This is a genomic window from Bifidobacterium sp. LH_413, assembly GCF_056357015.1.
Genome location: NZ_JBKEVK010000009.1, coordinates 1 through 24,870 on the forward strand (window position 1 = coordinate 1; position 24,870 = coordinate 24,870).

Sequence of the window (24,870 nt, forward strand, 5' to 3'; positions counted from 1 at the left end):
CCGAACACCCCGGAAACCAACCAACAGCAGACAACCGGACCGCTCAGCGGCAGCGAATGAATAACCTACACCACACCGACCAACACCGCAAACCCACACCACAAAACAACCCCCAAAACCCCTGCAAACACTAGCCTCCACCGGCGTGTCGAAAAACCGACCACAAACAACCCGACAACCCCCACAGTCGGCCTGCGGCCGCCAGCTCCCCCTCACAAGGGGGAGCGCTCTCCCCCACCCGGCACAGCCGGGAGCCCCCTCCACAAAGGGGGCCAGAGAAGCGGCAGTCTGCCAATATGCGCGGGCAAAGGCACTCGACGCGAGGGCCTGAGGGCATCAATCGCCCCGAATACGACGAAACCCGTCTCGCGGTGCGCGGACGGGAATCATAACGACGGAATTATGGGCGGACGCCGTTGTCCGTATCCTCAACTGCTCATCGAACTCGCGACACTCCACGACGCCTTTTCATTCATTCCGGCGTCAAGCGGATGGGCCGCTACTCGGACAGTATCGAATCAGTATGCGATTCAGCGATCGCCGTGACGACGAGCGGTCTCGGCCATCTTCTGGCGGGCGATGTTCTCCGGGAACATGTTGTCGGCGCAGTAGCTGATGAAATCACCGAAGATGTTCTTGTTGGTCATGATATCCACCTTTCTTATTGGGTCGCCGGCTTCGTATCCCGGCTGACATCTCACATGATAGACGCCGCCGGCTCGTTTTGCAAACGTATGCTGAAACCGGTTTCAGAACGCTGTCATACCGCCGTTCGCCCGGCGTGTCGCATCACCGCCGATTCGGACGGCATCCGCGGGATAGACCCCCGGGAACGCCCGCGCACGGGCCTACAATGGAACCCGATTCCACATCATCGACGAATGGGGGCATGATGAGCGATCCGCAGACAACCACATCACATGAGGAATCACCCGCGACGTCGCCCGAGCTGACGCTGCACGACAAGGCCGGCACCCGGATCCCGCAGATCGGGTTCGGCACGTTCCAGATCCCGCCCGAGGACACGCAGCGCGCGGTCGAGGAGGCGCTGGAACTCGGTTACCGTCACATCGACACGGCCGCCGCCTACTACAACGAACAGCAGGTCGGCGACGCGCTCAAGGCCACCGGCATGGCCGGCAAGGTCTGGGTGACCACGAAGCTGCGCAACTGCGACCAAGGCTACGACGCGGCGCGCGTCGCGTTCGACGAGTCGCGCCGCAAGCTGGGCGTCGACGTCATCGACATGTATCTCATCCATTGGCCGTTCCCCGCCGCCGGCTTCTACCGCGAGACGTGGCGCGCCCTGCTGAGGCTGCGCGACGAGGGCGCGATCCGCGTGCCGGGCGTGAGCAACTTCCTGCCCGAGCATCTGCGCGCGATCATCGAGGATTCCGGCGAGGCGCCGGCCGTGAACCAGATCGAGGTGCATCCGCGCTTCAACCAGCCCGGCGTGCGCGCGTTCTGCAAGGCGCACGGCATCGCGGTCGAGGCGTACAGCCCGCTCGGCCACGGCAGGGACATCGAATCCGGACCGGTCACGGCGGCCGCCGAGGCGCACGGGACGACGCCGGGGCAGGTGGTGCTGCGCTGGCATACGCAGGAGGGACGCATCGTCATCCCGAAGTCGAAGCACGTGGAGCGCATGCGCGAGAACCTCGCGAGCGCCGGCTTCGACCTGACCGCCGCCGAGATCGCCGCCATCGACGCGCTCGACGACCCGCACGCGAACGTGAGCGCCGATCCGGCCACGTTCACGCACTCCCAGTCGTGGGCGGACCAGCACGTGCGCGGCAACATCTGAACCGTCACCACCGACGCACGGCGACGATCGCCGACATCGGAACGAACGACGGCCCAGCGCAGGCTCACCGCCTGCGGCCGGGCCGTCGCCGTTCCCGCGCATGCCGAATCGCATGCGCGGGTCACGCGGTCAGATCACGTGATACTCCTTGAGCAGCGTGGCGATGTCGGTGCCGTCGAGCTTCTTCAGCACCTTGCCGAGCACGGCGCGTTCCACGAAGTTGAGCTTCATGTCCGTGACGGGCGCGCCGTCGCGCAGCTTCACCGTGGCGTTAAGGAGGTTCCTCACGTCGTAGACGCTGCCCCACACCTCGGGCACGCCGCGGTCCACGTCGAGCAGCGTGTAGACGGCCTCCATGCCGGTGCGCATCGAGTACTCGGTGGTGAAGATCGTGTCGCGCGGCGTCTCGGCGAACTGGCCGAGGAACGCGAAGTTGACGGCGCCGTCCGGCACGACGTCCGGACGGTCGCCGGCGGCGCGCGGCATGAAGAACGCGGTGATGTACGGCATCATGACCGGCACTGTGTTGGCGTGCTTCGCGGCGAGCGCCTCGATCTTCTCCGTCGGGACGCCCATGTGGTAGAGCCATTCGGCGCAGATCTCCTCGCCGGTGCATTCGGTCATCGGCTTCTTCACGTAGTCGCCGGGCTTGTCGGGGAACAGGCCGTACACCCAGACGCACAGCTGGTCCTTGCTCTGGTCGCGGAACTGCTGCTGGCGGTTGAGGGTCCAGCTCAACAGCCAGCTGGAGTCGGCGACGGTGACGATGCCGCCGGTCACGACGTGGCCCGAGAACGGGTCGCGCTTGCAGATGCGCTGGATGTAGGGCGGGATCTCGCCGTCGAGCGTGGTGACGGTGGCGCTCATCCACTTGGTGGACTGCGGGTCGGAGCAGAACTTGTCGGGGTGTCCGAAGCTCGGGTCCTGCGCGGCGATGCGGCGCCACATGTCCCAGCCGCCGCCCGGCTTCAGGTCCGGGTTCCACGGCGCGGGCGCATGCTGCGAGCCCATGGTGGAGTTCTCGACGCAGCCGCCGTTGGTGATGAACACATAGTCGTTCTCGGTCAGGTCGATGGAGGATTTGTCGCCTTCGTGGTCGAGGTCGAGGCGGACGGCGATCTTCTTCGTGGCACTGCCGTACGGGTTGCGCTTGAACACGCCGGAGGTCGCCTGGATCTTCAGGATCGTGTCCTGGCCGACGCCGGTGCGTTCGCGCTTCGGCCCGTCGCCGCCGCCGATCGCGAATTCGACGTTCTCGACCTTGGTGCCGTAGCGGAATTCGACGCCGTGCGACTCGAGGTAGGTGACCATCGGCAGGATCATCGACTCGTACTGGTTGTAGCGGGTGAAGCGCAGGGCGCTGAAGTCCGGCAGACCGCCGATGTGGTGGATGTAGCGCTTGATGTACAGTTTCATCTCCAGCGCGGAATGCCAGTTCTCGAACGCGAACATGGTGCGCCAGTACATCCAGAAGTTGGAGTCGAGCACCTCGTCGTCGAAGAAGTCGGTGATCGGCTTGTCGTAGAGCTCCTCGTCGGGGGTGAAGAAGAGCTTCATGATCTCCTGCGCGGCCTTGTCGGACAGACCGAACTTGCCCTTGGTGCCGGCGTCCTTGCCCTGGTCCTTGGTGGCACGGCACAGCGAGTAGTTCGGATCCTCCTTGTTGAGCCAGTAGTACTCGTCGAGCACGGAGACGTCGGGGTTCTCGATGGAGGGGATGGAGCGGAACAGGTCCCACATCACCTCGAAGTGGTTATCCATCTCGCGCCCGCCGCGCATCACGTAGCCGAGTCCGGGAATCTCGGCGCCGTCGCAGGCGCCGCCGGGCACGTCGTCCTTTTCGAGGATGTGGATGTTCTCGCCGGGCATCTGCGCGTCGCGCACGAGATAGCATGCGGCGGACAGGGCCGCGAGTCCGGTGCCGATGATGTACGCGTGCTTGCCGTCGACGCCTTCCGGCTTCTTCGGCCGCGCGAACGCCTCGTAGTTGCCGTTGGAATAATACATATGCCGCCTCCTTGAGGATATGTTGACAGACCGTCAATTCCGTCTGTCAGACATCATGTCGCATTTCGCTCTCTCCCACCATAGACACTACACCGGCGTCGTGTCCGGATACGGGAACGCCACGGCCGGGTGGGCACGACGGATGGGCACGACGGATGGGCACGCCGCACGTCCATCATGCGGCGTTTGCATTGAAGCGCACTTGAAGTGATTCAATGGATTGTGACCGTTAACGCCTGAATCAAGGAAAGAGCAGCAACGATGAAGTACCGCAACGTAGGCAAGTCCGGACTGAAGATCAGCGAGATCGCGCTGGGCAGCTGGGTGACCGACCTCAAGGGCACCGCCGCCGAGGACGTGGCGAAGCAGACCGTCGACCTCGCGTTCGACAACGGCGTGAACTTCTTCGACTGCGCCGACGCGTATTCCGCGGGCGCGGCCGAACGCTTCTTCGGCGAGGCGCTGAGCCGCTTCCCGCGCCGCGAGCTGGTCATCTCCTCGAAGGTGTTCTTCCCCACCGGCGACGGCGTGAACGACCGCGGCCTGAGCCGCAAGCACATCTTCGAGAGCTGCGAGCAGAGCCTGAAGAACATGAGGACCGACTACCTCGACCTCTACTACTGCCACCGCTTCGACGAGTCCACCGATCTGGAGGAGACGCTGCGCGCGATGAGCGACCTCGTCGCGCAGGGCAAGGTCCTCTACTACGGCGTCTCCGAGGAATGGGGCGGCGCGAGGCTCCAGGAGGCGCAGCGCATCATCGACCGTCTCGGCCTCTACCCGATCACCGTGGTGCAGCCGCAGTACAACCTCGCCGATCGCTACATCGAGCACGAGATCATGGGCGTGTGCTCGAAGCTCGGCATCGGCATCACCACGTTCTCACCGCTCGCCCAGGGCCTGCTCACCGGCAAGTACCGCAAGGGCCAGCCGCTGCCGGCCGGCTCCCGCGCCACCTGGCAGGCCGACCACCAGATCAACGACCTGCTCACCGACGCGAACCTCGACATGGTCGAGCGCCTGCGCGGCGTGGCCGACGAACTCGGCGTGAACCTGCCGGTCCTCTCCCTCGCCTGGATCCTCCAGCACAAGGAGATCAGCTGTGTGATCGCCGGCGCCAGCAAGCCCAGCCAGCTGGAGAACAACCTCAAGGCCTCCGGCTTCGAGATCCCCGCCGACGCGATGGCCGAGATCGACGCGATCACCGGCTTCCACCGCTTCGAGCGCCACGTCGGCTGAGCCTTGGGGGTGGATACCGGGGCTCAGCCCCGGTACTCCCGGTCCGCGATCATCCTGCCCGACTGGTCGAGCGCGGTGGAGAACCGGCCGTAGTCGGACAGGATCACGCCCATGTAGAGCATGTCGACGAGCGCCACGTTCGCCACGCGCGAGAAGATCGCGTTGCCGTAGATCGTGTGCGATCCGGAGCCGGTGACCAGCGTCACGTCGGCGGAACCGGCCAACGGCGAGCCGACGTGATTGGTCACGGCGATGGTGCGCGCGCCCGCCGCCTTGGCGAGGCGCAGCGCCTTCACCGTGTCCGCCGACGAGCCGGAATGGGAGAACGCGATTGCCACGTCCTCCTGATGCAGATGCCCGGCGCCGATCTGCTGGAGGTAGGCGTCCGTGTTGAGACGGCAGTCCAATCCCAGATACATGAGTTTGGTGAACAGGTCGGTGGCGGGCACGAGCGAGTTCTCCACGCCGTAGATGTCGATGGCGTTCGCTCCGGCGAGCAACGTCGTCGCCTTGCGGAACGCCTTCACGTCGAGCGAGCGGCGCAGCTCGTCGATGAGCGACGTGGCGCCGGCGGCCGCCTTGGCGGGCACGCTTTCCGGATCGTCCCACGGGTTGAGGTCGAAGCCCTCGAGCGGGTCGAACGTCACCTGGCGCTCCGCCTCGGGATGCCGCAGCACGTAGCGCAGTTCGCGATAGCCGCCGAAGCCGAGCTTGCGGGAGAAGCGGATCACGGTCGGCTGACTGACATGCGTCGCCTCGGCGAGCTGGCCGACGGTCAGCCCCGCCGCCTCCTCGATATGGTCGCGGATGTACCGCGCGACGGACCGTTCGGCCGGCCTCAATGACGGATACACGTGGTCGATGCGTTCGCGAATTCCCACCGAAGGCTGCAAGGTTCCATCTCCTCGCGACAGTTCCACCATCATCTCGTATTGTCGAGGACGACGATAGCCCGCGCGGGTGTGCCGCCGAGGGACTACGGTTGACCGGAAGGTGAACCGTGCGTTAACTTTCCCTGCTGCACCGAGCCGGTCGCGCCGGTCACGGCTCGATGATCCAGGAAAGCCCCACGAGGACGATGAGGAAGAGCACGTTGACGGCCGAGTAGACGGCGAGGTAGCGGCCCTTGCGGTCCGGATATTTGCGCACGACGTTCTTGTAGCCGATCAGGGAGGCCATCGAGGCGATGAGCGTGCCCATGCCGCCCAGGTTCGTGCCGATGATGAGCGGACGCCACTGCTCGGTGAAGCCGGACAGCAGGATCGTGGTGGGCACGTTGCTGATGAGCTGGCTGGAGCCGACCGCGACCTCCAGCGGATGCGCGTCCACCAGCGAGGCGGCGAGCTCGTAGAATTCGGGCACGCGCTTCATGTTGCCGATGAAGATGAAGAACATCGTGAAGGTGAGCGGCAGACCCCAGTCGACGTTGCGGAACGCCTTGCGGTCGCACACGAGGAACGCGGCGAACACGATCACGCACATGAGCCACAGCGGGATGAAGTCGCTCACCGCGAGCAGGCAGACCACGAACAGCAGCGCATAGACGACGGTGCGCCATCCGCCGTAGCCGGCGCCATAGCCGGTGATGCGGATCTCGTCGGGGCGCGGCTTGCCGCTTTCCGGTGCGAGCACGCCCTGCTCGATGCCGGCACCGTCCAACGACTGGAATTCGGAGACCGGTTTGGAGCCGAACACGACGCAGGTGATGACGACGAGCAGCACGGCGGCGGTCACGGAGTACGGCGCCATGATGCCGATCATCTCCATCGACGGCATGCCGGTGAGCGCCTTCAGGTAGAGGTTGTGCGCGTTGCCGATCGGCGTGAGCATGCTGCCCACGTTCGCGCCGATGGTCATCAGTGTGCCGACGAGCACCGCATGCTCCTCCATGTGCGCCATGACGAGCACGGAGATCGCGAACGGGATGAACGTGACGAGCGCGACGTCGTTGGTGATGAGCATCGCGGAGAAGAACGTGAGCGAGATGAGCGTGAGGACGAGCCCCCGCGCGGTGCGCACGTGATGCAGCAGACGCGAGCCGATGATGCGGAACACGCCGATGCGCTGCAGACCGCACACGACGAGCATCAGGCACACGAGCTGGCTGATCGTGCTCATGTGCACATAGCCCTTGTAGTCGGCGTCCGGCGGGACGATGAAGCATGAGATCAATGCCAGCACCGTGGCGACGATGAGAATCGTCTCGCTTTTCAACAGTCCGACCAGCCAGCGCCGCATCGATTCCTCCGTGGAACAAGGGGATTTACCGTAAGTATCCTAACGGAAACCGCACCCTGTTACGTAGTCCCGGCGTGCTGTTTTCCGACCGTTTTCCGCGAAATCATTGGTCACGCTTACTCGCTATTGGCTTTTCCTCCCGACTTTTTCGATTTTTCATGACTGAATTCCGCATGAACGGAATATGAAGAACAAGTTTTCCCGAGTCCCCTGGTCCGTCCGCGCGCGTGATGCGGGACTACGCCGACTACACACCGCCCGCGTAGTTTCACTTGCTGTTCACCATGGTTTCAGTCAACTTTCCCCTGCACGCCGTCCGCGCGGCCCGAAGCGGCGGCACGATAGGAGATGCAGCGCGGTTCGGCTGCCACGGTATGAGGTCCAAACCGCGATAACTGAATACCGATCACGGCACCGCGACCGCGGCGCCCCCGCGAACGGGCCGCGGAAAGCCGGCCCGGACAGAAAAAGGCAGTTGACGAAATATGCTCGAACTCAAGGACATCACCAAGTCGTTCGGCGACACCCATGTGCTGAACGGCATCAGCCTCGAACTGGACAACGGCAAGATCATGTCGATCCTCGGCCCGTCCGGCGGCGGCAAGACCACGCTGCTCAACATCATTCTGGGCATCACGGAGCCGACCAGCGGCCAGCTGATCTACAACGGCGAGGACCTCACCCACGTGCCGATGGAGAAGCGCGGCTTCAACATCGTGTTCCAGGACTACGCGCTGTTCCCGAACCTCACCGCCTACGAGAACATCACCTACGGCCTGAGGAACAACCCGGGCATCTCCTCGCCGGACGAGATCAAGGAGCTGATCAGCCTGCTCGGCCTCGAGGAGCACCTCAACAAGCACATCGACGAACTCTCCGGCGGCCAGAAGCAGCGCGTGGCGCTCGCCCGCACCCTCGTCATGAAGCCGAAGCTGCTGCTCCTCGACGAGCCGCTGTCCGCCCTGGACGGCGTGATCAAGGAGTCCATCAAGGCGAAGATCAAGCAGATCGTCGAGCAGTACGACCTCACCACGATCATGGTCACCCACGATCCGGAGGAGGCGTGCACGATGAGCGACAAGGTGCTCATCATCAACCACGGCAAGGTGGCGCAGTACGACACCCCGGAGAACATCATCGAGCATCCGGCGTCCGACTTCGTGCGCAAGTTCATCCTCCACCAGCTCGAGGTGAAGCGCAACAACATCTACACCCTGTTCAACGAGGGTGACGAGGCCGAGACGGCCGCGCACGCCAACGCCGAGCTCGCCTCCGCGGGCCAGGAGGCCTGAGCCATGTCGGTAGAGTCCATCCAGGCGGGCAAACAGCTGCCCAACATCCGCCCCGAGATCCACAACTACGAGGCGCGGCCCTCCAAGCCGAAGCAGACCGAACTGTGGACGCTGCTCGCGATCGTCGCCGTGTGCTTCATCGGATTCCTCGTCGTGCCGATGATCCTCGTGATCATCCGCTCCTTCACCACCGCGGGCGGCGAGGCCACGCTCGACAACTACGCGACGATCCTGTCCCGCCCCGAATTCATCCGGTCGATCACCAACTCGCTGACCGTCGCCGCCGTCTCCGCGCTCGTCGCCGTGCTGCTCGCGTTCCTGCTGAGCTACACGATCAACTGCACGAACGTGCCGCGCGGATTCAAGAAGGCCGTCGCCCTGCTCGCGCAGCTGCCGATGCTGCTGCCGACCATCACCTACGGCTTCGCGATCATCTACTCGTTCGGCAAGAACGGCCTGATCACGCAGATCATCGGCCATCCGCTGTTCGACATCTACGGGTTCAACGGCCTGCTCATCGGCTACGTCATCTACACGCTGCCGACCTGCTTCCTGCTCATCAACAACAGCTTCCAGTTCGTCGACAAGAAGTTCATCATCGTCTCGCACATCATGGGCGACAACCCGCTGACGACCTTCCTCAACACCGTGCTGCGCCCGCTGGTCGGCACGTTGGCCGTCGCGTTCATCCAGTCGTTCTTCCTCGCGTTCACCGACTACGGCATCCCGACCTCGGTGGGCGGCACCTACGACGTGCTGGCCATGACGCTGTTCAACCAGATGCTCGGCTCGATCCCGAACTTCAACCGCGGCGCCGTGATCGCCGTGTTCATGCTCATCCCCTCGATCATCTCGATCGTCCTGATGACCGTGCTCGAGCGCTTCGCTATCCGCTACAAGCAGATCAGCCAGATCGACCTGCCCAAGGGGAAGAAGCGCGACTGGATCTGCGGCATCGCCTCGGTCGTCACGCTCGTGTGCGTGCTCTCCGTGTTCCTCGTGATCCTGCTCATCCCGTTCGTCCAGGAGTGGCCGGACCATCTCGGCTTCACGTTCGCGCACATCGCGAACCTGTTCACCGACTCGCAGCTGACGCAGGTGTTCACCAACTCGCTGTACGTCGCCGTGATGACCGCCATCTTCGGATGCGTGTTCGTCTACGCCGCGGGCCTCGTCACCTCCCGTTCGAAGCTGCCCGCGTGGGCCCGCCGCTCGGTGGACGCGATCTCCGCGATCATCAACACGGTCCCGGGCATGGTGCTCGGCATCGCCTTCCTGTTCATGTTCTCCGGTTCGCCGCTGCAGAACACGTTCTGGATCCTCATCATCGCGAACATCGTGCACTACTTCGCCACCCCGTACCAGATGATCAAGGACTCGCTGACCAAGATGAACGCCGGCTGGGAGACCACCGCCAAGCTCATGGGCGACAACTGGATCAAGACGCTGGTGCGCGTCGTCACGCCGAACGCGTGGCCGACCCTGCTGCAGATCTTCGGCTACTACTTCGTCAACGCGATGGTCACCATCTCGGCAGTCGTCTTCCTGACCGGCGCCCGCACGCAGGTCATCACGACGAAGATCTCCGCCCTGCAGCACATCGCCAAGTTCGACGACGTGTTCGTGCTCTCGCTGCTCATCCTCGTCGTCAACCTCGTGGTCAAGGGTCTGATCGCCCTGTTCACCCGCGACCGTGCCGCCGAGCGCGCCAAGGAGGCCCGCAAGGCCAAGGCCACCGTGAGGACCCCGCAGGTGGCCGCCTCGTTCAGCACCGTGCGCCCGAGCCGCCAGCTCGCGGCGGCGGCCGCCACCTTCCAGCTGCCGGACAGCGGCAACCGCAGGAACCGCAGCCTGCTCACCGGCATCGCCTCCGCGGTGTGCGTGGCGCTGCTCGTCGGCTTCGGCGCGGTCTCCACGTCCGCGGCGGCGGCCGGCGGCAAGGTCGTCATCTACACGAACGCCGATGAGGAGGCCGTCACCGCCTTCGAACATGCGCTCGACCGCAACGGCTACAAGGACCAGTACATCATCCAGGAGTTCGGCACCTCCGAGCTCGGCGGCAAGATGCTGGCCGAGGGCAAGGCCCTCGAGGCGGACATGCTGACGATGAGCTCCTACTACGTGGACTCCGCCCAGGACCGCAACCACATGTTCGCGAACCTGACGGACGTGCACTCACAGCTGCTCGGCGACACGGAGAACTCGAAGGCCCCGGCCTACCGCTCCCCGACCACCGCGCAGGAGGGCGCGATCATCATCAACACCGAGGCCCTCAAGGCCGCGGGCGTGCCGAAGCCGAAGAGCTATGCCGACCTGGCCAAGCCCGAGTACAAGGGCCTGATCTCCGTGCCGGACATGGAGGGTTCCTCCACCGGCTGGCTGATGGTCCAGGCCATCGTCGACGCCTACGGCACCGGCGCGAAGGGCAAGAAGATCCTGACGGACATCTACCGCAACGCCGGCCCGCACCTCGAACAGTCCGGCTCCGGCCCGCTCAAGTCCGTGCGCGCCAAGGAGGTGGCAATCGGCTTCGGCCTGCGCCACCAGGCGGTCGCGGACAAGAAGAACGGCCTGCCCATCGACTACGTGGACCCGACCGAAGGCAACTACTCGCTGACCGAATCGGTGGCGGTGCTCGACAAGGGCCGCGCCACCAACCCGAAGGCGCAGAAGATGGCCGGCGTCATCATCGACCAGGGCCGCAAGGAGCTGCTCGAGACCTACCCGACCCCGCTCTACAAGGGCGAGAAGGCCCCGGCGAACGCCTCCAAGCGCTCGAAGTCCTTCCCCGAACCGCTGACCGTCGACCTGCTCCAGAAGCACCAGGACTTCTCGTCCGAGTGCAAGCGGGCCGCGGAAGGCGGCGAGTGACGGGCCTCGCCCTGAGTCGCGCCCGGACCGCGCAAGTGAACGCAATCTGAACGCAACTCGCTTACTACAAACGACACTCCGCCCGCAGGGCGAAATCTACGTAGAAATTTTCAAAAACTTCCTTCGTGATTACACTCTGCGGGCGGAAGCCATATTCACAGCATTTCGCAACAGCAACAGCACTTCACATAACCCCACTCATCAAGCCAAGGAAAGGAAACGACCATCATGGCCAACGAATACAAGCTGCTCACCCCCGGACCGCTGACCACGACCCGCACGGTCAAGGAGGAGATGCTCTTCGACCACTGCACGTGGGACGAGGACTACCAGCAGATCACCCAGAAGATCCGCCGCCAGCTGCTCGAACTCGCCCACTGCGACCCGCGCGACTACACCGTCGTGCTCATGCAGGGCTCCGGCACGTTCGGCGTGGAGAGCGTCCTGACCTCCGTGATCGGCAAGGACGAGAAGGTGCTGCTGTGCACCAACGGCGCGTACGGCGACCGCCAGGTCAAGATCTGCGAGCACGCGGGCATCGACTATGTGCAGTACGCCGAGCCGTACGACCGCATCCCGGACGCCGACAAGGTCGAGGAGTACCTGCGCCGCGACCCGTCCATCACGCACGTGTCGATGATCCACTCGGAGACCACCTCCGGCCTGCTCAACGACATCGCCGCCGTGGCGACCGTCGCCAAGGCGCACGGCTGCACGTTCATGGTCGACGCGATGAGCTCCTTCGGCGGCGTCGACATCCCGGTCTCCGGCTGGGGCATCGACTTCCTCGTCTCCTCCGCCAACAAGTGCATCCAGGGCGTGCCCGGCTTCAGCTTCATCATCTGCAACAAGGCGAAGCTCGAAGCCTCCAAGGGCAAGGCGCGTTCGCTGTCCCTCGATCTGTGGGACCAGTGGAACACGCTGGAGAAGGCGAACGGCAAGTGGCGCTACACCTCCCCCACCCACGTGGTGCTCGCCTTCTCGAAGGCGCTCGACGAGATGTTCGCCGAAGGCGGCATCCCGGCCCGCTCCGCCCGCTACCAGCTCAACAACGACCTGCTCATCGCCCGTATGAAGGCGCTCGGCTTCCGCACGTTCCTCGCGAAGAACCAGGGCCCGATCATCACCACGTTCCTCTACCCGGACGGCACGAAGTTCGACTTCCACGACATGTACGAGTTCATCAAGGAGCGCGGCTACGCGATCTACCCGGGCAAGCTCACCCACGAGGAGACGTTCCGTCTGGGCAACATCGGCGAGATCTACACGGACGACATCGAGAAGGTGACCGAGCTGCTGGCCCTGTACATGGGCGAGCGCGGCCTGCTCGAGGCGGCCACCGGCTCGGCCTCCGTGCCCGAGGCGATCGCCGCGATGGACAAGGCCGGCGAGCCGATCAAGGCCGCCGCCCCGGCGAACGTGAAGTTCACCGCCTGAAAACCGTTCGGGAATCGGAACAAGGAGACAGAACCATGACCAACCGTTTCGAAGCCGTGATCTTCGACTGGGCCGGCACGACCGTGGACTACGGCTGCTTCGCCCCCGTCAAGGCGTTCCAGGAGGCGTTCAAGGAGTTCGGCGTCGAGCCGACGATGGCCGAGACCAGGAAGCCGATGGGCATGCTCAAGCACGACCACATCGACACGATGCTGCACATGGACCGCATCGCCCGCGCCTGGGAGGAGCGGCACGGCGCCGCCCCGACCGACGCCGACACGGACGCCGTGTACGCGCACTTCGAGCCGAAGCTGCTGTCCATCCTCGACGGCTTCGCCAATCCGAAGCCGGGCGTGACGGAGGCGGTCGCCGCCCTGCGCGAGGCGGGGCTGAAGATTGGCTCGACCACCGGCTACACGGACAAGATGATGGAGATCGTCGTGCCGAAGGCCAAGGAGAACGGCTACGATCCGGACTTCTGGATCAGCCCGGACGGCACGGACGGCTACGGCCGCCCCTACCCGTACATGATCTTCCGCAATCTGGAGGCGTTGCACGTGACCGACGTGCGCCGCGCCGCGAAGGTGGGCGACACGCTCTCCGACATCCGCGAAGGCAAGAACGCCGGCGTGTTCACGATCGGCGTGACCGAGGGCAGCTCGCAGATGGCGCTGAGCCAGGCGGAGTTCGAGGCGCTGGACGAGGCCGGCAAGCGCGCGGCCCGCGCCAAGGCGCGTGACGCGTTCGTCGCCGCCGGCGCTGACGCGGTCATCGATTCGATGGCCGAGCTTCCCGCCCTGCTCGCCCAGATCGCCTGAACCGATCGCCTGAACCGATTATCCGGACTCATTCGTCCGGACCTATCCGAGCGCCTCGCAGATGATGCGGACCCCCTTGTCGAGATCACGCGCTGCGGGGCGCACGACGTTGAGACGGATGTGGGAGTCATCCGTCTCGTCGACGTCGAAGACGCCGCCCGGCATGAAGGTGACGCCTTCGGCCCGGCACCGCTCCAACAGCGCCAACGCGCGAACGCCCCGCGGCAACGTCACCCACACGTAGTAGCCGCCTTCCGGCACGGTCCATCGCATGCCGTCGAGCGCGTAACGCTCCAGCGCGGCGATCGTCCGGTCGCGACGTTCGCGGTACGCCTTGGTGAGCGCGTCCACATGCGCGCCGATGCGCCCCTCCTTGAGCAGTTCCATGCAGATGCGCTGCGAGGACGTGCTCGTATGCTGGTCGACCATCCGCCTCAGGGCCGCGACCCTGCCGATCACATGCGGGTCGGCCACGATCCAGCCGGTGCGCAGCCCGGAGGTGACGGTCTTCGAGAACGTGGACAGGTAGATCACATATCCGGCGTTCTCCATGCCCGCCACCGGCGTGGGCCGGACCGCCATGGCATCGCCTTCGTCGCGCCCGCCTTCCCCCGTCTGCTGCCGCATGGGCCCGTACCATAGATCGCCGTAGGCGTCGTCCTCGATGATGAGGCACTGGTGGCGTCTGGCCGCGGCGATGAGCTCGCGCCGGCGCGCGGTCGGCATCGTGACGCCGGTGGGATTGTGCGCCGTGGGAATCGTGTAGATGAATTTCGGATGGTACCGCGCGCAGTAGCCTTCCAGCAGATCGGTGCGCATGCCCCGCCCGTCCATCGGCACGCCGACGACGCGGGCCCCCACCGAACGGAACGCCTGCAATGCGGAGAACAGCGTGGATTGTTCGACGAGCACGCAATCGCCCGGATCGAGGAACGCGCGCACGCACAGGTCGATGCCCTGCTCCGAACCCGACAGCACCATCACGTTGCGTTCGTCGCACCGCACGCCGCGTGCACGCATGTGGTCGGCGAGCAATGCGCGCAGTTCCGTGAACCCTTCGATGGGAGATTCGGGACGGCCGTCGAACTCGTGCGAGGAGAACGCCTCGACGCTCACCGCGCGCAGCAGGTCGTCGGGGATGTCGCCGGGGTTCGGCGAACCGGTGGCGAAATCGATGACGGTGCCGCCGCGTTGGGCCCGATCGGCCGATGCGATGTCGTGATAGGTGAACCGGTTGGAATAGTCGCTGAACAGCACCGACCATGGAGGCGGCACGACGGACGGTTCCGTCTCCGAGTCCGGGTGTCGGTCCCGTATGGTGTGCACGATGCCGCCGGCCGGCGAGGGCTCCCGTTCCCGACCGGCCCGCGAATCCCCTTCATGGTTCGCGGACCTGACCGGCGAGGCGTCGGCGACGGGCGTCACGAACGTGCCTTTGCCTACTTTGGAGGCGATGAGGCCTTCGTCCTTCAGCTGCTGGTAGGCCTGCAGCACGGTGGTGCGGTTGACTCCGAGTCTGGCGGCGAGCTCACGCTCGGGCGGAAGCCGGTAGCCTTCGGCGAGTTCGCCGGAGACGATGCGTTCGCGCAGTTGCGCGGCCAGCTGCCGGTACATCGGCACGTTCGTATGCCGGTCGAGTTCCAGCTGCATGCCCGTCATCCTTTCCGCTCCGCATCCGCATCCGCCATCGGGACGCCTCTCCCGACGATCATCCTGCAACCCATCCCGACAATCATCCCGACAATCATCCCATGGTGCGGTAAAACTCCCATGGTGCGGCGATGCAAAACGGCGGAAAATAGCCGTTTCACATCATCTTCACACCGCACCATGGGAGCGGTTGCGGGGCGGGTTCCGCGCTATGGGAAGCAGCCATGGGGAGTATGGGGGAGCGTTACAGGGCGAGGAACAGCTCGTGCAGGCGCGTGTCGTCGGTGAGCTCCGGATGGAACGCGGTGGCGAGGATGTTGCCCTGCCGTAGCGCCACCGGATGCCCGTCGACCTCGGTTTCGACGCGCGCCGACCCGCCGACGGAGACGACGTACGGCCCGCGGATGAACACGAGCGGGAAATCCTCGATGTAGTCGGCGTCCCCGGGCTCGCCGAAGTCGGCGGTGGCGGCGAAGCTGCCCAGCTGGCGGCCGTACGCGTTGCGGCGCACGACGGCGTCGAGCGCGCCGAAGTACACGTGCTCGTCGTTGTCGAGCCTCTTCGCGAGCAGGATCATGCCGGCGCAGGTGCCGAACACGGGCTTGCCGGCCTTGATGTGCTCGGCGATCGGCTCGAACAGTCCGGTGGAGTGCAGGAGCTTGCCTTGCGTGGTGGATTCGCCGCCGGGCAGGATCACCCGGTCGATGGAGTCGTCGAAATCCTCGGCGGCGCGCAGCAGCTTCCACGGCGCGCCGAGCCTGTCGAGCACGGCGGCGTGTTCCGCGAACGCGCCCTGCACGGCGAGGATGCCGGTCACGCCGTGCCGGTCCTGCCCGGATTCGACGCCGTCGGACTCCTCCTTGGAGATGTATTCGACCGCTACGACCATGTCAATCGCCTCCGGGTCTCACTCGCCTCGGGCGGCCATGATGGTCTGGATCTCGTCCTCGTTGATGCCGACCATGGCCTCGCCGAGGTTCTCGGAAAGCTTGGCGAGCAGATCGGCGTCCTGCCAGTTGGCGGTCGCCTTGACGATGGCGGCGGCGCGCTTGGCCGGGTCGCCGGACTTGAAGATGCCGGAGCCGACGAACACGCCCTCGGCGCCGAGCTCCATCATCAGGGCCGCGTCGGCCGGGGTGGCGACGCCGCCGGCGGCGAAGTTGACGACGGGCAGACGGCCGTTGTCGTGCACGTACTTGGCGAGGTCGTAGGGCACGGCGAGCTGCTTGGCCGCCTCGTACACCTCGTCGTCGCGCAGGGAGACGAGCTCGTGGATCTGCTTGTTCATCGTGCGCATGTGGCGCACGGCCTGGATCACGTCGCCGGTGCCCGGCTCGCCCTTGGTGCGGATCATGGCCGCGCCTTCGGCGATGCGGCGCAGCGCCTCGCCGAGGTTCTTCGCGCCGCACACGAACGGCACGTCGAACTGGTTCTTGTCGATGTGGTAGACGTCGTCGGCCGGGGAAAGCACCTCGGACTCGTCGATGTAGTCGATGTCGATGGCCTGCAGGATGCGCGCCTCGGCGATGTGGCCGATGCGGACCTTCGCCATGACCGGGATGGACACGGCCTCCTGGATGCCCTTGATCATGGCCGGGTCGGACATGCGGGAGACGCCGCCGGCCGCGCGGATGTCGGCCGGGATGCGCTCGAGCGCCATGACCGCGCAGGCGCCGGCGTCCTGGGCGATCTTCGCCTGTTCGGGCGTGGTCACGTCCATGATCACGCCGCCCTTGAGCATCTGGGCGAGGTTGCGGTTGAGTTCGGCACGGTTCTGCGTCATGATGATCCCTTCTGGTTCGTACGATGCCATGCGGAGCCGGACGCGTCCGATGACGGACGGCACGGCACCGGTCGCCGACCATTATCGGACGCCGGCGGCGCGACCAGTCCAAACCAGTCCAATTTGGATGGGGCCAATCCGCGGATTCCCGACCAGTCCAATCGCGAAAGCCCCGCGAGGCTCACCCGATGTCGTTGCCGTAGACCTGCGACTGGATGTCCTTGCGATGGGTCTCCATCCGCGTGATCTCGCCCAGCAGGGCGATCTTCTCCGCACCATCCGGCATCATGGCCATCCTGCGCCGGGCCGCGCCGATGCGCCGCATATAGCCGATGTCGAGCAGTTTGGCGAGCAGCTCGGAGGCGTAGCGGCTCTCGGCCTTCGTGGGTGTCCTGAGACGCGCGTCCGGCATGGCGCCGGCCGGGTCGGAGACGCCCGCGCCGCCGTCGCCCGCCACACGCTCCCCACCGGACAGCGGCAGCGGCATGACGGCCAGCTCGTTGATCGTCGATTCGAGCATCGGACCGCCCGCCTTGGTGAGATTGTGCATCCACAGCCCCTGGGGCGTGTCCGCGGAGGGAAGCCCGCCGGCGGCGGCGACCGCCTGGAACAGCGTGCGGAACACGGGCGTCATGAAGTTCGCGAGCGTCAGCTCCGCGAACCCGTTGGGGCTCACGGCACGCGGCACCTGGATGAGCAGCGCCATGAACTGCTGTTCGGCGATGAACACGGCGTCGTCGATGCGGAAGTACGTCTGCTCGGTCGCGTCGCGGTGCTCGAGCTCACGACGTTTCGCGGGATCGGCGTACGGATCGTCGTCACGGCCGCGCGGACCGCGGTCGAACGCGCCGCCGCCGTTGAACCGGCGGCGCGGCGCGTACGCGTCCTCGTCGCGCACGTGCAGCCGTCGACGCGCCTGCCTCACTTCGTCCCGCATGATGTCGAGGTCGATGCCGATACGGCGCGTGGCGCGGCGCGTGTACCAGTCGAGCTGCGACCGGTCGCGGATCTGCGCGATCAGCGGGGCCGCTGCCTTGGCCGCCCCGACCTGCCCGGTCGCATACTGGGTGTCGAAACGGCCGATCGCCGCGTCGATCACGAAATCGTAGAGGGGCACGGCGTGCTCGATGAGCGAGCGGACCGCCTCGTCGCCGCGTTCGATGCGCAGATCGCACGGGTCGAGGTTGTCGTCGGCCACGGCGACGAACGTCTGCGAGAGGAACGCCGCGTCGAGGCCGAACGCATGCAGCGCCGCCTTCTGCCCGGCGGCGTCGCCGTCGAACGTGAACACGACACGTGAGCTCAGCTTCTCGCCCTCGACCTTCAACGGTCCGGTGAGCTGGACGGCGCCGAGCGAATCGTCGGCGATGAGGCGACGCACGATCTTCGCATGCTCCGTGCCGAACGCGGTGCCGCAGGTGGCGATGGCCGTGTCGATGCCCGCCAGATGCATGGCCATCACGTCCGTGTACCCCTCGACGATCACGACCTGGCGCTTCTTCACGATCGCCTTCTTCGCCAAATCGATGCCGTACAGCACCTGGTTCTTGCGGTAGAGCTGCGTGTCCGGCGTGTTGATGTACTTCGCGGCGATCTGGTCGTCGTCGTACAGCTTGCGCGCGCCGAAACCGAGCGTGCGCCCTGTCGAATCGCGGATCGGCCAGGTGACGCGGCCGCGGAAGTAGTCGTAGACGCCACGCTGCCCCTGACGCGCGAGACCGGCGTCAAGCATCTCCTGCTGCGTGAACCCCTTGGACGCGAGATGACGGACGAGATTGTCCCACCCCTGGGGCGCGTACCCGCAGCCGAACCGCTCGCAATCGGCCTGGCTGAACGTGCGGCCTCCGAGCAGCTTCCTGGCGGCGAGCGCCTCCTTGCTCATGATCTGGCTGGTGAAGAACCGCTGCGCCTCCTCGTTGGCCTCCAGCAGTCGCGCGCGCTTCGAGCCGGAATGCCCATCCGGCCTGCCGGCGCCCGTGCTCTCGTAGTGCAGTTCGATATGGTATTTGTCGGCCAGCAGTTCGACGGCCTCGCGGAAGTCGATGTTCTCCTGCTGTTCGACGAATTTGAACACGTCGCCGCCGAGCCCGCAGCCGAAGCAGTGCCAGACGCCGAGGGCGGGACGCACGTTGAAGCTGCCGGTCTTCTCGTCGTGGAACGGGCATAGGCCGACGAACGTGCCGGTGCCCGAGGGCTTGAGCGACACGGATGCGGATACGATGTCGTAGAGGTCCGCGGCGGCGCGCACCTTCTCGATGTCTTCCTTCTTGATCATTCCGGCCATGACACACTACCCTACCGCCTCGCCGCGGCACCGGTGCGGGTATGCCGGTTTCCGCCGTCGGCGCGTGTCCGTCGTCCGTCCGGTTCGCCGCGCGTCGCCGGCGACATCGTTCAGAACAGGATCGAGTGGAGCGCAAGCGCCGAGGAGTCGGTGAGCGAGGCGACCTGGTCGACGGCGACGCGCAGGCGCTCGCCGTCGTTGGCGGCGGTCTCCCAGTCGTCGAGGAACTGGCTTTCGAGGATGTCGCTGGGGCGGGGCGAATCGGCCATGAGCACGTCGACGAGGTCTTCGACGATGCGCCGCTCCTCCTCGTGCATCGGCTCCCTCTCCCCGGGCGCCATGACGAAATGCACGGCGATGCCCTTCAACGCGACGATCTCGTACGAGGTCTCCTCGGGGATGACGGGCCGCGCCGAATACCGGGTGAGCGGCCCCGGGCCGTAGGTGTCGCGCGTCGCCTCCTCGACGCTCCACGCGAACCGGCCAATCAGGTCGGAGGTGATGTTCTTGAGCTGGGCCAGCGCCGATCGCGATCCGTTGAAATGATCGGGGAACATGTCGAGCCGTTTCAGGCGCGCGAACGCCTCGACGAGACGGTTCGGGTCCCATTGCGGCCCGTACCATGCGCGCGTCTGCTCCACGACGGTGTCGATCACGCGCGCGTCGGAGAGCGCGATCGGGTTGAACGCGCCGGTGGCGATGGCGTCCTCCACATCGTGCACCGAATAGGCGATGTCGTCGGCGAGGTCCATGATCCGGCATTCCATGGGCCGTGCGGTCGGGTCGGCGAGCCCCTGTTTGAGCCAGCGGAACACGGGTTCGTCGTCCGGGTAGACGCAGTATTTGGCGCTGCGTTCGCCTTTGGGGTGCTTCGCCGCCTCGGCGAGCGTCCACGGGTATTTGACGGCGGCGTCGAGCGAGGCGCGGGTGAGGTTCACGCCGGCGGAGCGGCCGTCCGGATGGAACACCTTGGGTTCGAGCCGGGTGAGGAGGCGCAGCGTCTGCGCGTTGCCTTCGAATCCGCCGATGCCCCGGGCGATGCGGGCGAGCGCCGCCTCGCCGTTGTGGCCGAACGGCGGGTGGCCGAGGTCGTGGGAGAGGCAGGCGCAGTCGACCACGTCGGGGTCGCAGCCGAGGAGTTTGCCGATCTGGCGCCCGATCTGGGCGACTTCGAGCGTGTGGGTGAGGCGCGTGCGCGCGAAGTCGTCGGTGCCGGCGACGAGGATCTGGCTTTTCGCGCCGAGCCGACGTAGCGCTGACGAGTGGATGAGCCGCGCGCGGTCGCGTTCGAACGCGGTGCGCGACTTCGATTTGGGCGGCTCGGGAGCCCACCGCTCCTCGTCGGACGCGGTGTAGCCCTCGCCTTTCGGCACGCGTTCGGCGCGGCCCGTCGGCAGGTCATCGTGGTGGCTGGGTTCCATGGCGCATCTCCCCCTTGGCCCCAAGCCTAGCAGCGGCCGTCCGCTACTTTCCGGACCGTTCGCCGATTTCCGCGCGAAGCCGTTCGACCTCGGATTCGAGGTGTTCGATGAGCATCACCTGTTGGGAGATGAGCAGGTCGCGCAGGTCCCGTTTGCCGGCGCGCACGTTGAGTTCCGGCGTGAACGGCTTCGGGAGCCTGCCGTCCGCCGCGCCGCCGGACGCCGCGTCCGCGTCCGGGCTTCCGGCGGCTCCGGCGATTCCCGTGGTTCCGGAGGTCTCGGGGGCGTCCGGCATGGTGCGCCAACGCGCGATGCACCGTTCGATGCGCTTGTATCCGATCAGGGAGGCGTCCAATCCGGCGTCGCGGAAGATGCGCACGGGGGATTCGCCGGCGCGATACCGGCGCATGCACTCGCGACGGAACGCCTCGGAGTAGCGGATCCGTCCGTTCGATACGCGCGCGACGGCGGGAAGCGAACGCAGATACGCGATCTCCTCGTTGGTGAATCCACCGGCTCCCATGGCGGCCTCCTTTCGACGTGTCCGGTTGGCGTGCGGCGGCGGTCACGGCACCGACGGCATCGCAATACCATCATTGATACCCCGCAATGCGACCGGCCGGTATACATCTACCGGAAACCGGCTCCGCATCGCGACACGCCGCGGACGACGCCCCTTCTCCGTCGCATGGTATCGACATTTCCCCCGTCGCGAACACCCCCTTAACACCCCTACAGGAAGCGCTTATACCCTCGTTATCACTATGGATTCCATACACAACATGGGTTTCACACATACACCCCCATATAAGGGGAAAGACGGAAAGAAAAAGGGTCTTCCCCCTTGGCAAAGGGGGAAGACCCTGTCGATGCGCGGCGTCGGCGCGGGCCGCTACAGCAGCGAGGCCGGATCGAGCTTGGCGAGATCGGCCTCGGGCAGCACCTCGGCGGCATGCTCGTACAGGCGCGGGATGCGGTTGCGCAGGCAGGTGAAGATCTCATAGCTGATGGTGTCGGCGGCGCGGGCCCAGTCGTCGGCGGTCGGTTCGGCGAACTCCTCGCCGCGGCCCGGTCCGAACAGTTCGACCGTGTCGCCCTCGTGCACGCCGAGCGCGGCGGCCGAACCGTGCAGGTCGAGGATGAACTGGTCCATGCACACGCGGCCGGAGACGCGGTACAGCTTCGGGCCTTCGGCGGTCATCACGCGCACCGGGCCGCCCGCCTTCTCCACATGCTTGGCGCCCTGCATGTCGAATCCGGAGGCGGAACGGTGGATGCCGTCCGCGTAGCCGAGCGGCACGATCGCGGTGGACGTGTCGTCGGGGGTGAGGTAGGTGCGGCCATAGGAGATGCCGTGGCCGGCCTCCACGTCCTTGACGGTGCCGAGCTGCGCCTGAAGGCGCATCGCCGGCTTCAACGCGTAGCTGGACGGCGTGCCCATCGCCGGATCCGGCTCGTAGCCGTACAGGCCGATGCCCGGACGGGTGAGCTCGAAGTGGATCTCCGGACGGGACAGCGTGGCCGCGGTGTTCGCGAGATGGCGGATCTCGGGGGCGATGCCCGCTTTCTCCATGCGGGCGGTGAACGCCTTGAAATTCTCGATCTGACGGTCGGTGGAGGAGACGAACTCGGGCACGTCCGGCGAATCGGCCACGGCGAGGTGGCTCCACTGGCCGACGATGTGCAGCACGCCCTCCTTGGCGAGCGGGACGAGCTTGGCGAGCGCCGCGTCGAAGCCCTCCGGCGTGAAGCCGTTGCGGCCGAAGCCGGAGTCGACCTTCACGTGCACGCGCGCCGTCCTGCCGAGCTTGCGGGCGGCGGCGGCCACCGCGTCGATGCCGGGCAGGGAGCCGACGGACACGTCGATGTCGTTGGCGATGAGCTCGTCGAACGGGACTTCCGTGCCGTTGTAGACCCACGTGAGGATGTGGCAGCGGTCGGGGCCGATGCCGAGCTTCCTCAGCAGCAGCGCCTCGTGCGACTGGGCGGTACCGAGCCAGGTCGCGCCGCCGGCGAGCGCGGCGAGCGCGGCGGGCAGCAGGCCGTGGCCGTAGGCGTCGGCCTTGACGACGCCCATCACGGCGGTGCCGGAGTGCGGGCCGCCGACCACGTCCACCAGATGCGCCATGTTGTCGCGCAATGCCTTGAGGTCGACGATGGCCTGCGCGGGGTAGCGACGTCGGGCGGCCGCATAGTTGGCCTTGCCCTCCGGAGAGCTGAATTCGATTTCGGGAGCTGCGTTCATACTCATGACGCCCCATTGTCGCGCGGCGTGGTGACGTGTCCATGGCATGCGACCACATTGCGGCCGGGCGTGGCGGCGCCGCGTCGCCGGCGTCCACACCCGACACCGCTTCATGAGACGCGCCGCGCCGGTTTTCCGGCAGTCCATGTACACTCGCTTTTCACGGTTTGTTTGCCGTTTTCCCGCCCGTAACGTTCGGGGGCAACAATCGACCGTATTCAAGACTCCCGGCGTTGAGGCGTGCCGGGGTCCCGGAATTCCGTCCGGCCAAGCCCATTCCACGTGTTCATGAGAGAAGACCATGAATCTGTTCCGTAAGAAAACGGTGGATCAGCTTGTCGCCGATTCCACCCCGCTCAAGCGCACGATGCGCACCTTCGATCTGACGATGCTCGGCATCGGCGCGATCATCGGCACCGGCATCTTCGTCCTGACCGGCAAGGGCGCGCTCACCGCGGGCCCGGCCCTGTCCGTGTCGTTCCTGCTGGCCGCGATCTGCTGCGGCTTCGCCGGCCTGTGCTACGCCGAGTTCGCGTCGATGGCCCCCGTGTCCGGATCCGCGTATTCGTACGCGTATCTGGCGTTCGGCGAACTCATCGCGTTCGTGATCGGCTGGAATCTGATCCTCGAATACGCCCTGCAGGCGGCCACCGTGTCCGCCGGATGGGCCGGCTACTTCAACAAGCTGCTCGAAGGGTTCGGCCTGAGCCTGCCGGTCGAGCTGACGGCCGCCTACGGCACCACGCCGGGCGTGACCACCTACTTCAACCTGCCCGGTTTCGTCGTCGTGCTGCTCATCACCTGGGTGCTGTCCATCGGCATCAACCAGACGAAGAAGACCAACGACATCATGGTGATGATCAAGCTCGCGATCATCGCGCTGTTCATCATCTGCGCCGTGTGGTACGTCAAGCCGTCCAACTGGCAGCCGTTCTCCCCGTACGGCATCTACACGTTCCAGCCCGGCTCCACCCAGCCGTACGGCATCCTGCCGGCCGCGTCGATCGTGTTCTTCAGCTTCATCGGCTTCGACGCCGTGTCCTCCTCCGCCGAGGAGACCATCGAGCCGAACAAGACGCTGCCGCGCGGCATCCTCCTGTCGCTCGCCGTCTCGACGGTGATCTACATCATCATGACGCTGGTGATGACCGGCATCGTGCCCTACCAGGAGTTCGCGAAGTTCATCGACGCCCCGGTCGCCGGCGTGATCCTGTACACCGGCATGAACTGGCTGGCCGTGATCGTGAACATCGGCGCGCTCGTCGGCATGACCACGGTCATGCTCGTGCAGCTGTACGGCCAGTCGCGCATCTGCTACGCGATGGGCCGCGACGGCCTGTTCCCGAAGTTCTTCAGCGAGGTGCATCCGAAGCACCGCACCCCGTTCAAGGGCACATGGTTCTTCGGCATCCTCACCGCGATCGCCGGCGGCTTCATCAACATCAACATCCTGTTCGAGCTGGTGAACATCGGCACGCTGTCCGCGTTCATCATCGTCTCCGCCGGCGTGCTGTGGATGCGCAAGACCGCCCCGGACGCGCACCGCGGCTTCAGGGCGCCGGGCGTGCCGGTCGTGCCGGCGCTGTCCATCATCTTCTGCCTGGTGTTCATCGCCGGCCTGAACTGGGAGACCTGGGTGCGGTTCGCGATCTGGCTGGTCATCGGCCTGGCCGTCTACTTCGGCTACAGCCGCCGCCACTCCAAGCTGGAGGGCGCGGACGCCGCCGGCACCCCGCAGGTCGCCGCGGCGAAGGCCGAATAGCCGCCACGTCCGCCCGATA

17 protein-coding genes are annotated in these 24,870 nt (G+C 65.8%); 7 read left to right on the plus strand and 10 right to left on the minus strand.

Annotation, left to right across the window (positions count from 1 at the left end):
* The first annotated feature begins 889 nt into the window (after nt 1-889).
* Nucleotides 890-1,804, plus strand: coding sequence for an aldo/keto reductase (locus AC1AYN_RS10195; protein ID WP_476533115.1), 915 nt, complete (start codon nt 890-892; stop codon nt 1,802-1,804).
* Nucleotides 1,805-1,933: 129 nt separating this feature from the next.
* Here the strand turns inward: AC1AYN_RS10195 and AC1AYN_RS10200 are convergent, their stop codons facing one another.
* Nucleotides 1,934-3,811, minus strand: coding sequence for an oleate hydratase (locus AC1AYN_RS10200; protein WP_476533116.1), 1,878 nt, complete (start codon nt 3,809-3,811; stop codon nt 1,934-1,936).
* A 261-nt stretch (nt 3,812-4,072) separates the two neighbouring features.
* Between AC1AYN_RS10200 and AC1AYN_RS10205 the strand changes: the two genes are divergently transcribed.
* Nucleotides 4,073-5,050, plus strand: coding sequence for an aldo/keto reductase family protein (locus AC1AYN_RS10205; RefSeq protein WP_476533117.1), 978 nt, complete (start codon nt 4,073-4,075; stop codon nt 5,048-5,050).
* Between the two features lie 23 nt (nt 5,051-5,073).
* On the opposite strand, the gene AC1AYN_RS10210 is transcribed toward AC1AYN_RS10205, so the two are convergent.
* Both AC1AYN_RS10210 and AC1AYN_RS10215 read right to left on the minus strand, forming a co-directional pair.
* Nucleotides 5,074-5,943 (minus strand): MurR/RpiR family transcriptional regulator, encoded by an 870-nt coding sequence (locus tag AC1AYN_RS10210; RefSeq protein WP_476533118.1) that lies wholly within the window; start codon nt 5,941-5,943, stop codon nt 5,074-5,076.
* A gap of 148 nt (nt 5,944-6,091) precedes the next feature.
* The gene (locus tag AC1AYN_RS10215) at nt 6,092-7,288 is read right to left on the minus strand and encodes an SLC13 family permease (protein WP_476503375.1); all 1,197 of its coding nucleotides are present in this window, start codon (nt 7,286-7,288) and stop codon (nt 6,092-6,094) included.
* A gap of 485 nt (nt 7,289-7,773) precedes the next feature.
* Between AC1AYN_RS10215 and AC1AYN_RS10220 the strand changes: the two genes are divergently transcribed.
* The 4 genes from AC1AYN_RS10220 to phnX all read left to right on the plus strand — a co-directional run bounded on the left by AC1AYN_RS10220 (nt 7,774) and on the right by phnX (nt 13,706).
* A complete protein-coding gene (locus tag AC1AYN_RS10220) occupies nt 7,774-8,580 on the plus strand; it encodes an ABC transporter ATP-binding protein (RefSeq protein WP_476503374.1) in 807 nt (268 codons plus the stop codon).
* A 3-nt stretch (nt 8,581-8,583) separates the two neighbouring features.
* A complete protein-coding gene (locus tag AC1AYN_RS10225) occupies nt 8,584-11,451 on the plus strand; it encodes an extracellular solute-binding protein (protein WP_476533119.1) in 2,868 nt (955 codons plus the stop codon).
* Nucleotides 11,452-11,679: 228 nt separating this feature from the next.
* Nucleotides 11,680-12,888: a 2-aminoethylphosphonate--pyruvate transaminase gene (locus AC1AYN_RS10230; protein WP_476533120.1), complete on the plus strand. Its 1,209-nt coding sequence runs from the start codon at nt 11,680-11,682 to the stop codon at nt 12,886-12,888.
* A 35-nt stretch (nt 12,889-12,923) separates the two neighbouring features.
* Complete coding sequence (gene phnX / locus AC1AYN_RS10235; RefSeq protein ID WP_476533121.1) at nt 12,924-13,706, plus strand: phosphonoacetaldehyde hydrolase; 783 nt, start codon at nt 12,924-12,926, stop codon at nt 13,704-13,706.
* 42 nt (nt 13,707-13,748) lie between these two features.
* Here phnX and AC1AYN_RS10240 read toward each other — a convergent pair whose 3' ends face one another.
* From AC1AYN_RS10240 to alr, 7 genes are all read right to left on the minus strand, one after another.
* A complete protein-coding gene (locus AC1AYN_RS10240) occupies nt 13,749-15,356 on the minus strand; it encodes an aminotransferase-like domain-containing protein (protein WP_476533122.1) in 1,608 nt (535 codons plus the stop codon).
* 244 nt (nt 15,357-15,600) lie between these two features.
* Nucleotides 15,601-16,245, minus strand: a complete 645-nt coding sequence (gene pdxT, locus AC1AYN_RS10245) for a pyridoxal 5'-phosphate synthase glutaminase subunit PdxT (RefSeq protein WP_476503352.1) — start codon at nt 16,243-16,245, stop codon at nt 15,601-15,603.
* Between the two features lie 18 nt (nt 16,246-16,263).
* Nucleotides 16,264-17,139, minus strand: a complete 876-nt coding sequence (pdxS, locus tag AC1AYN_RS10250; protein ID WP_034526836.1) for a pyridoxal 5'-phosphate synthase lyase subunit PdxS — start codon at nt 17,137-17,139, stop codon at nt 16,264-16,266.
* Between the two features lie 181 nt (nt 17,140-17,320).
* Nucleotides 17,321-19,423, minus strand: coding sequence for a DNA primase (gene dnaG / locus AC1AYN_RS10255; protein ID WP_476533123.1), 2,103 nt, complete (start codon nt 19,421-19,423; stop codon nt 17,321-17,323).
* 110 nt (nt 19,424-19,533) lie between these two features.
* Nucleotides 19,534-20,844, minus strand: coding sequence for a deoxyguanosinetriphosphate triphosphohydrolase (locus AC1AYN_RS10260; protein ID WP_476533124.1), 1,311 nt, complete (start codon nt 20,842-20,844; stop codon nt 19,534-19,536).
* A gap of 43 nt (nt 20,845-20,887) precedes the next feature.
* Nucleotides 20,888-21,367 (minus strand): HTH domain-containing protein, encoded by a 480-nt coding sequence (locus AC1AYN_RS10265; RefSeq protein WP_476503349.1) that lies wholly within the window; start codon nt 21,365-21,367, stop codon nt 20,888-20,890.
* Between the two features lie 369 nt (nt 21,368-21,736).
* Entirely contained in the window at nt 21,737-23,095 is a 1,359-nt protein-coding gene (alr, locus tag AC1AYN_RS10270) for an alanine racemase (protein ID WP_476533125.1), read from the minus strand.
* Nucleotides 23,096-23,390: 295 nt separating this feature from the next.
* Here alr and AC1AYN_RS10275 point away from each other — a divergent pair, with 295 nt between their 5' ends.
* On the plus strand, nt 23,391-24,851 hold the full coding sequence (locus AC1AYN_RS10275) for an amino acid permease (RefSeq protein WP_476503347.1): 1,461 nt from the start codon (nt 23,391-23,393) through the stop codon (nt 24,849-24,851).
* Nucleotides 24,852-24,870 lie beyond the last annotated feature (19 nt).

Coding starts and splice junctions, on each gene's coding strand:
- AC1AYN_RS10240 (WP_476533122.1), bottom strand. CDS start 15,356: ATGCAGCTGGAACTCGACCGGCATACGAACGTGCCGATGTACCGGCAG.
- AC1AYN_RS10195 (WP_476533115.1), top strand. CDS start 890: ATGATGAGCGATCCGCAGACAACCACATCACATGAGGAATCACCCGCG.
- pdxT (WP_476503352.1), bottom strand. CDS start 16,245: ATGGTCGTAGCGGTCGAATACATCTCCAAGGAGGAGTCCGACGGCGTC.
- AC1AYN_RS10225 (WP_476533119.1), top strand. CDS start 8,584: ATGTCGGTAGAGTCCATCCAGGCGGGCAAACAGCTGCCCAACATCCGC.
- alr (WP_476533125.1), bottom strand. CDS start 23,095: ATGAGTATGAACGCAGCTCCCGAAATCGAATTCAGCTCTCCGGAGGGC.
- phnX (WP_476533121.1), top strand. CDS start 12,924: ATGACCAACCGTTTCGAAGCCGTGATCTTCGACTGGGCCGGCACGACC.
- AC1AYN_RS10260 (WP_476533124.1), bottom strand. CDS start 20,844: ATGGAACCCAGCCACCACGATGACCTGCCGACGGGCCGCGCCGAACGC.
- AC1AYN_RS10265 (WP_476503349.1), bottom strand. CDS start 21,367: ATGGGAGCCGGTGGATTCACCAACGAGGAGATCGCGTATCTGCGTTCG.
- pdxS (WP_034526836.1), bottom strand. CDS start 17,139: ATGACGCAGAACCGTGCCGAACTCAACCGCAACCTCGCCCAGATGCTC.
- AC1AYN_RS10200 (WP_476533116.1), bottom strand. CDS start 3,811: ATGTATTATTCCAACGGCAACTACGAGGCGTTCGCGCGGCCGAAGAAG.
- AC1AYN_RS10205 (WP_476533117.1), top strand. CDS start 4,073: ATGAAGTACCGCAACGTAGGCAAGTCCGGACTGAAGATCAGCGAGATC.
- AC1AYN_RS10230 (WP_476533120.1), top strand. CDS start 11,680: ATGGCCAACGAATACAAGCTGCTCACCCCCGGACCGCTGACCACGACC.
- AC1AYN_RS10215 (WP_476503375.1), bottom strand. CDS start 7,288: ATGCGGCGCTGGCTGGTCGGACTGTTGAAAAGCGAGACGATTCTCATC.
- AC1AYN_RS10275 (WP_476503347.1), top strand. CDS start 23,391: ATGAATCTGTTCCGTAAGAAAACGGTGGATCAGCTTGTCGCCGATTCC.
- dnaG (WP_476533123.1), bottom strand. CDS start 19,423: ATGGCCGGAATGATCAAGAAGGAAGACATCGAGAAGGTGCGCGCCGCC.
- AC1AYN_RS10220 (WP_476503374.1), top strand. CDS start 7,774: ATGCTCGAACTCAAGGACATCACCAAGTCGTTCGGCGACACCCATGTG.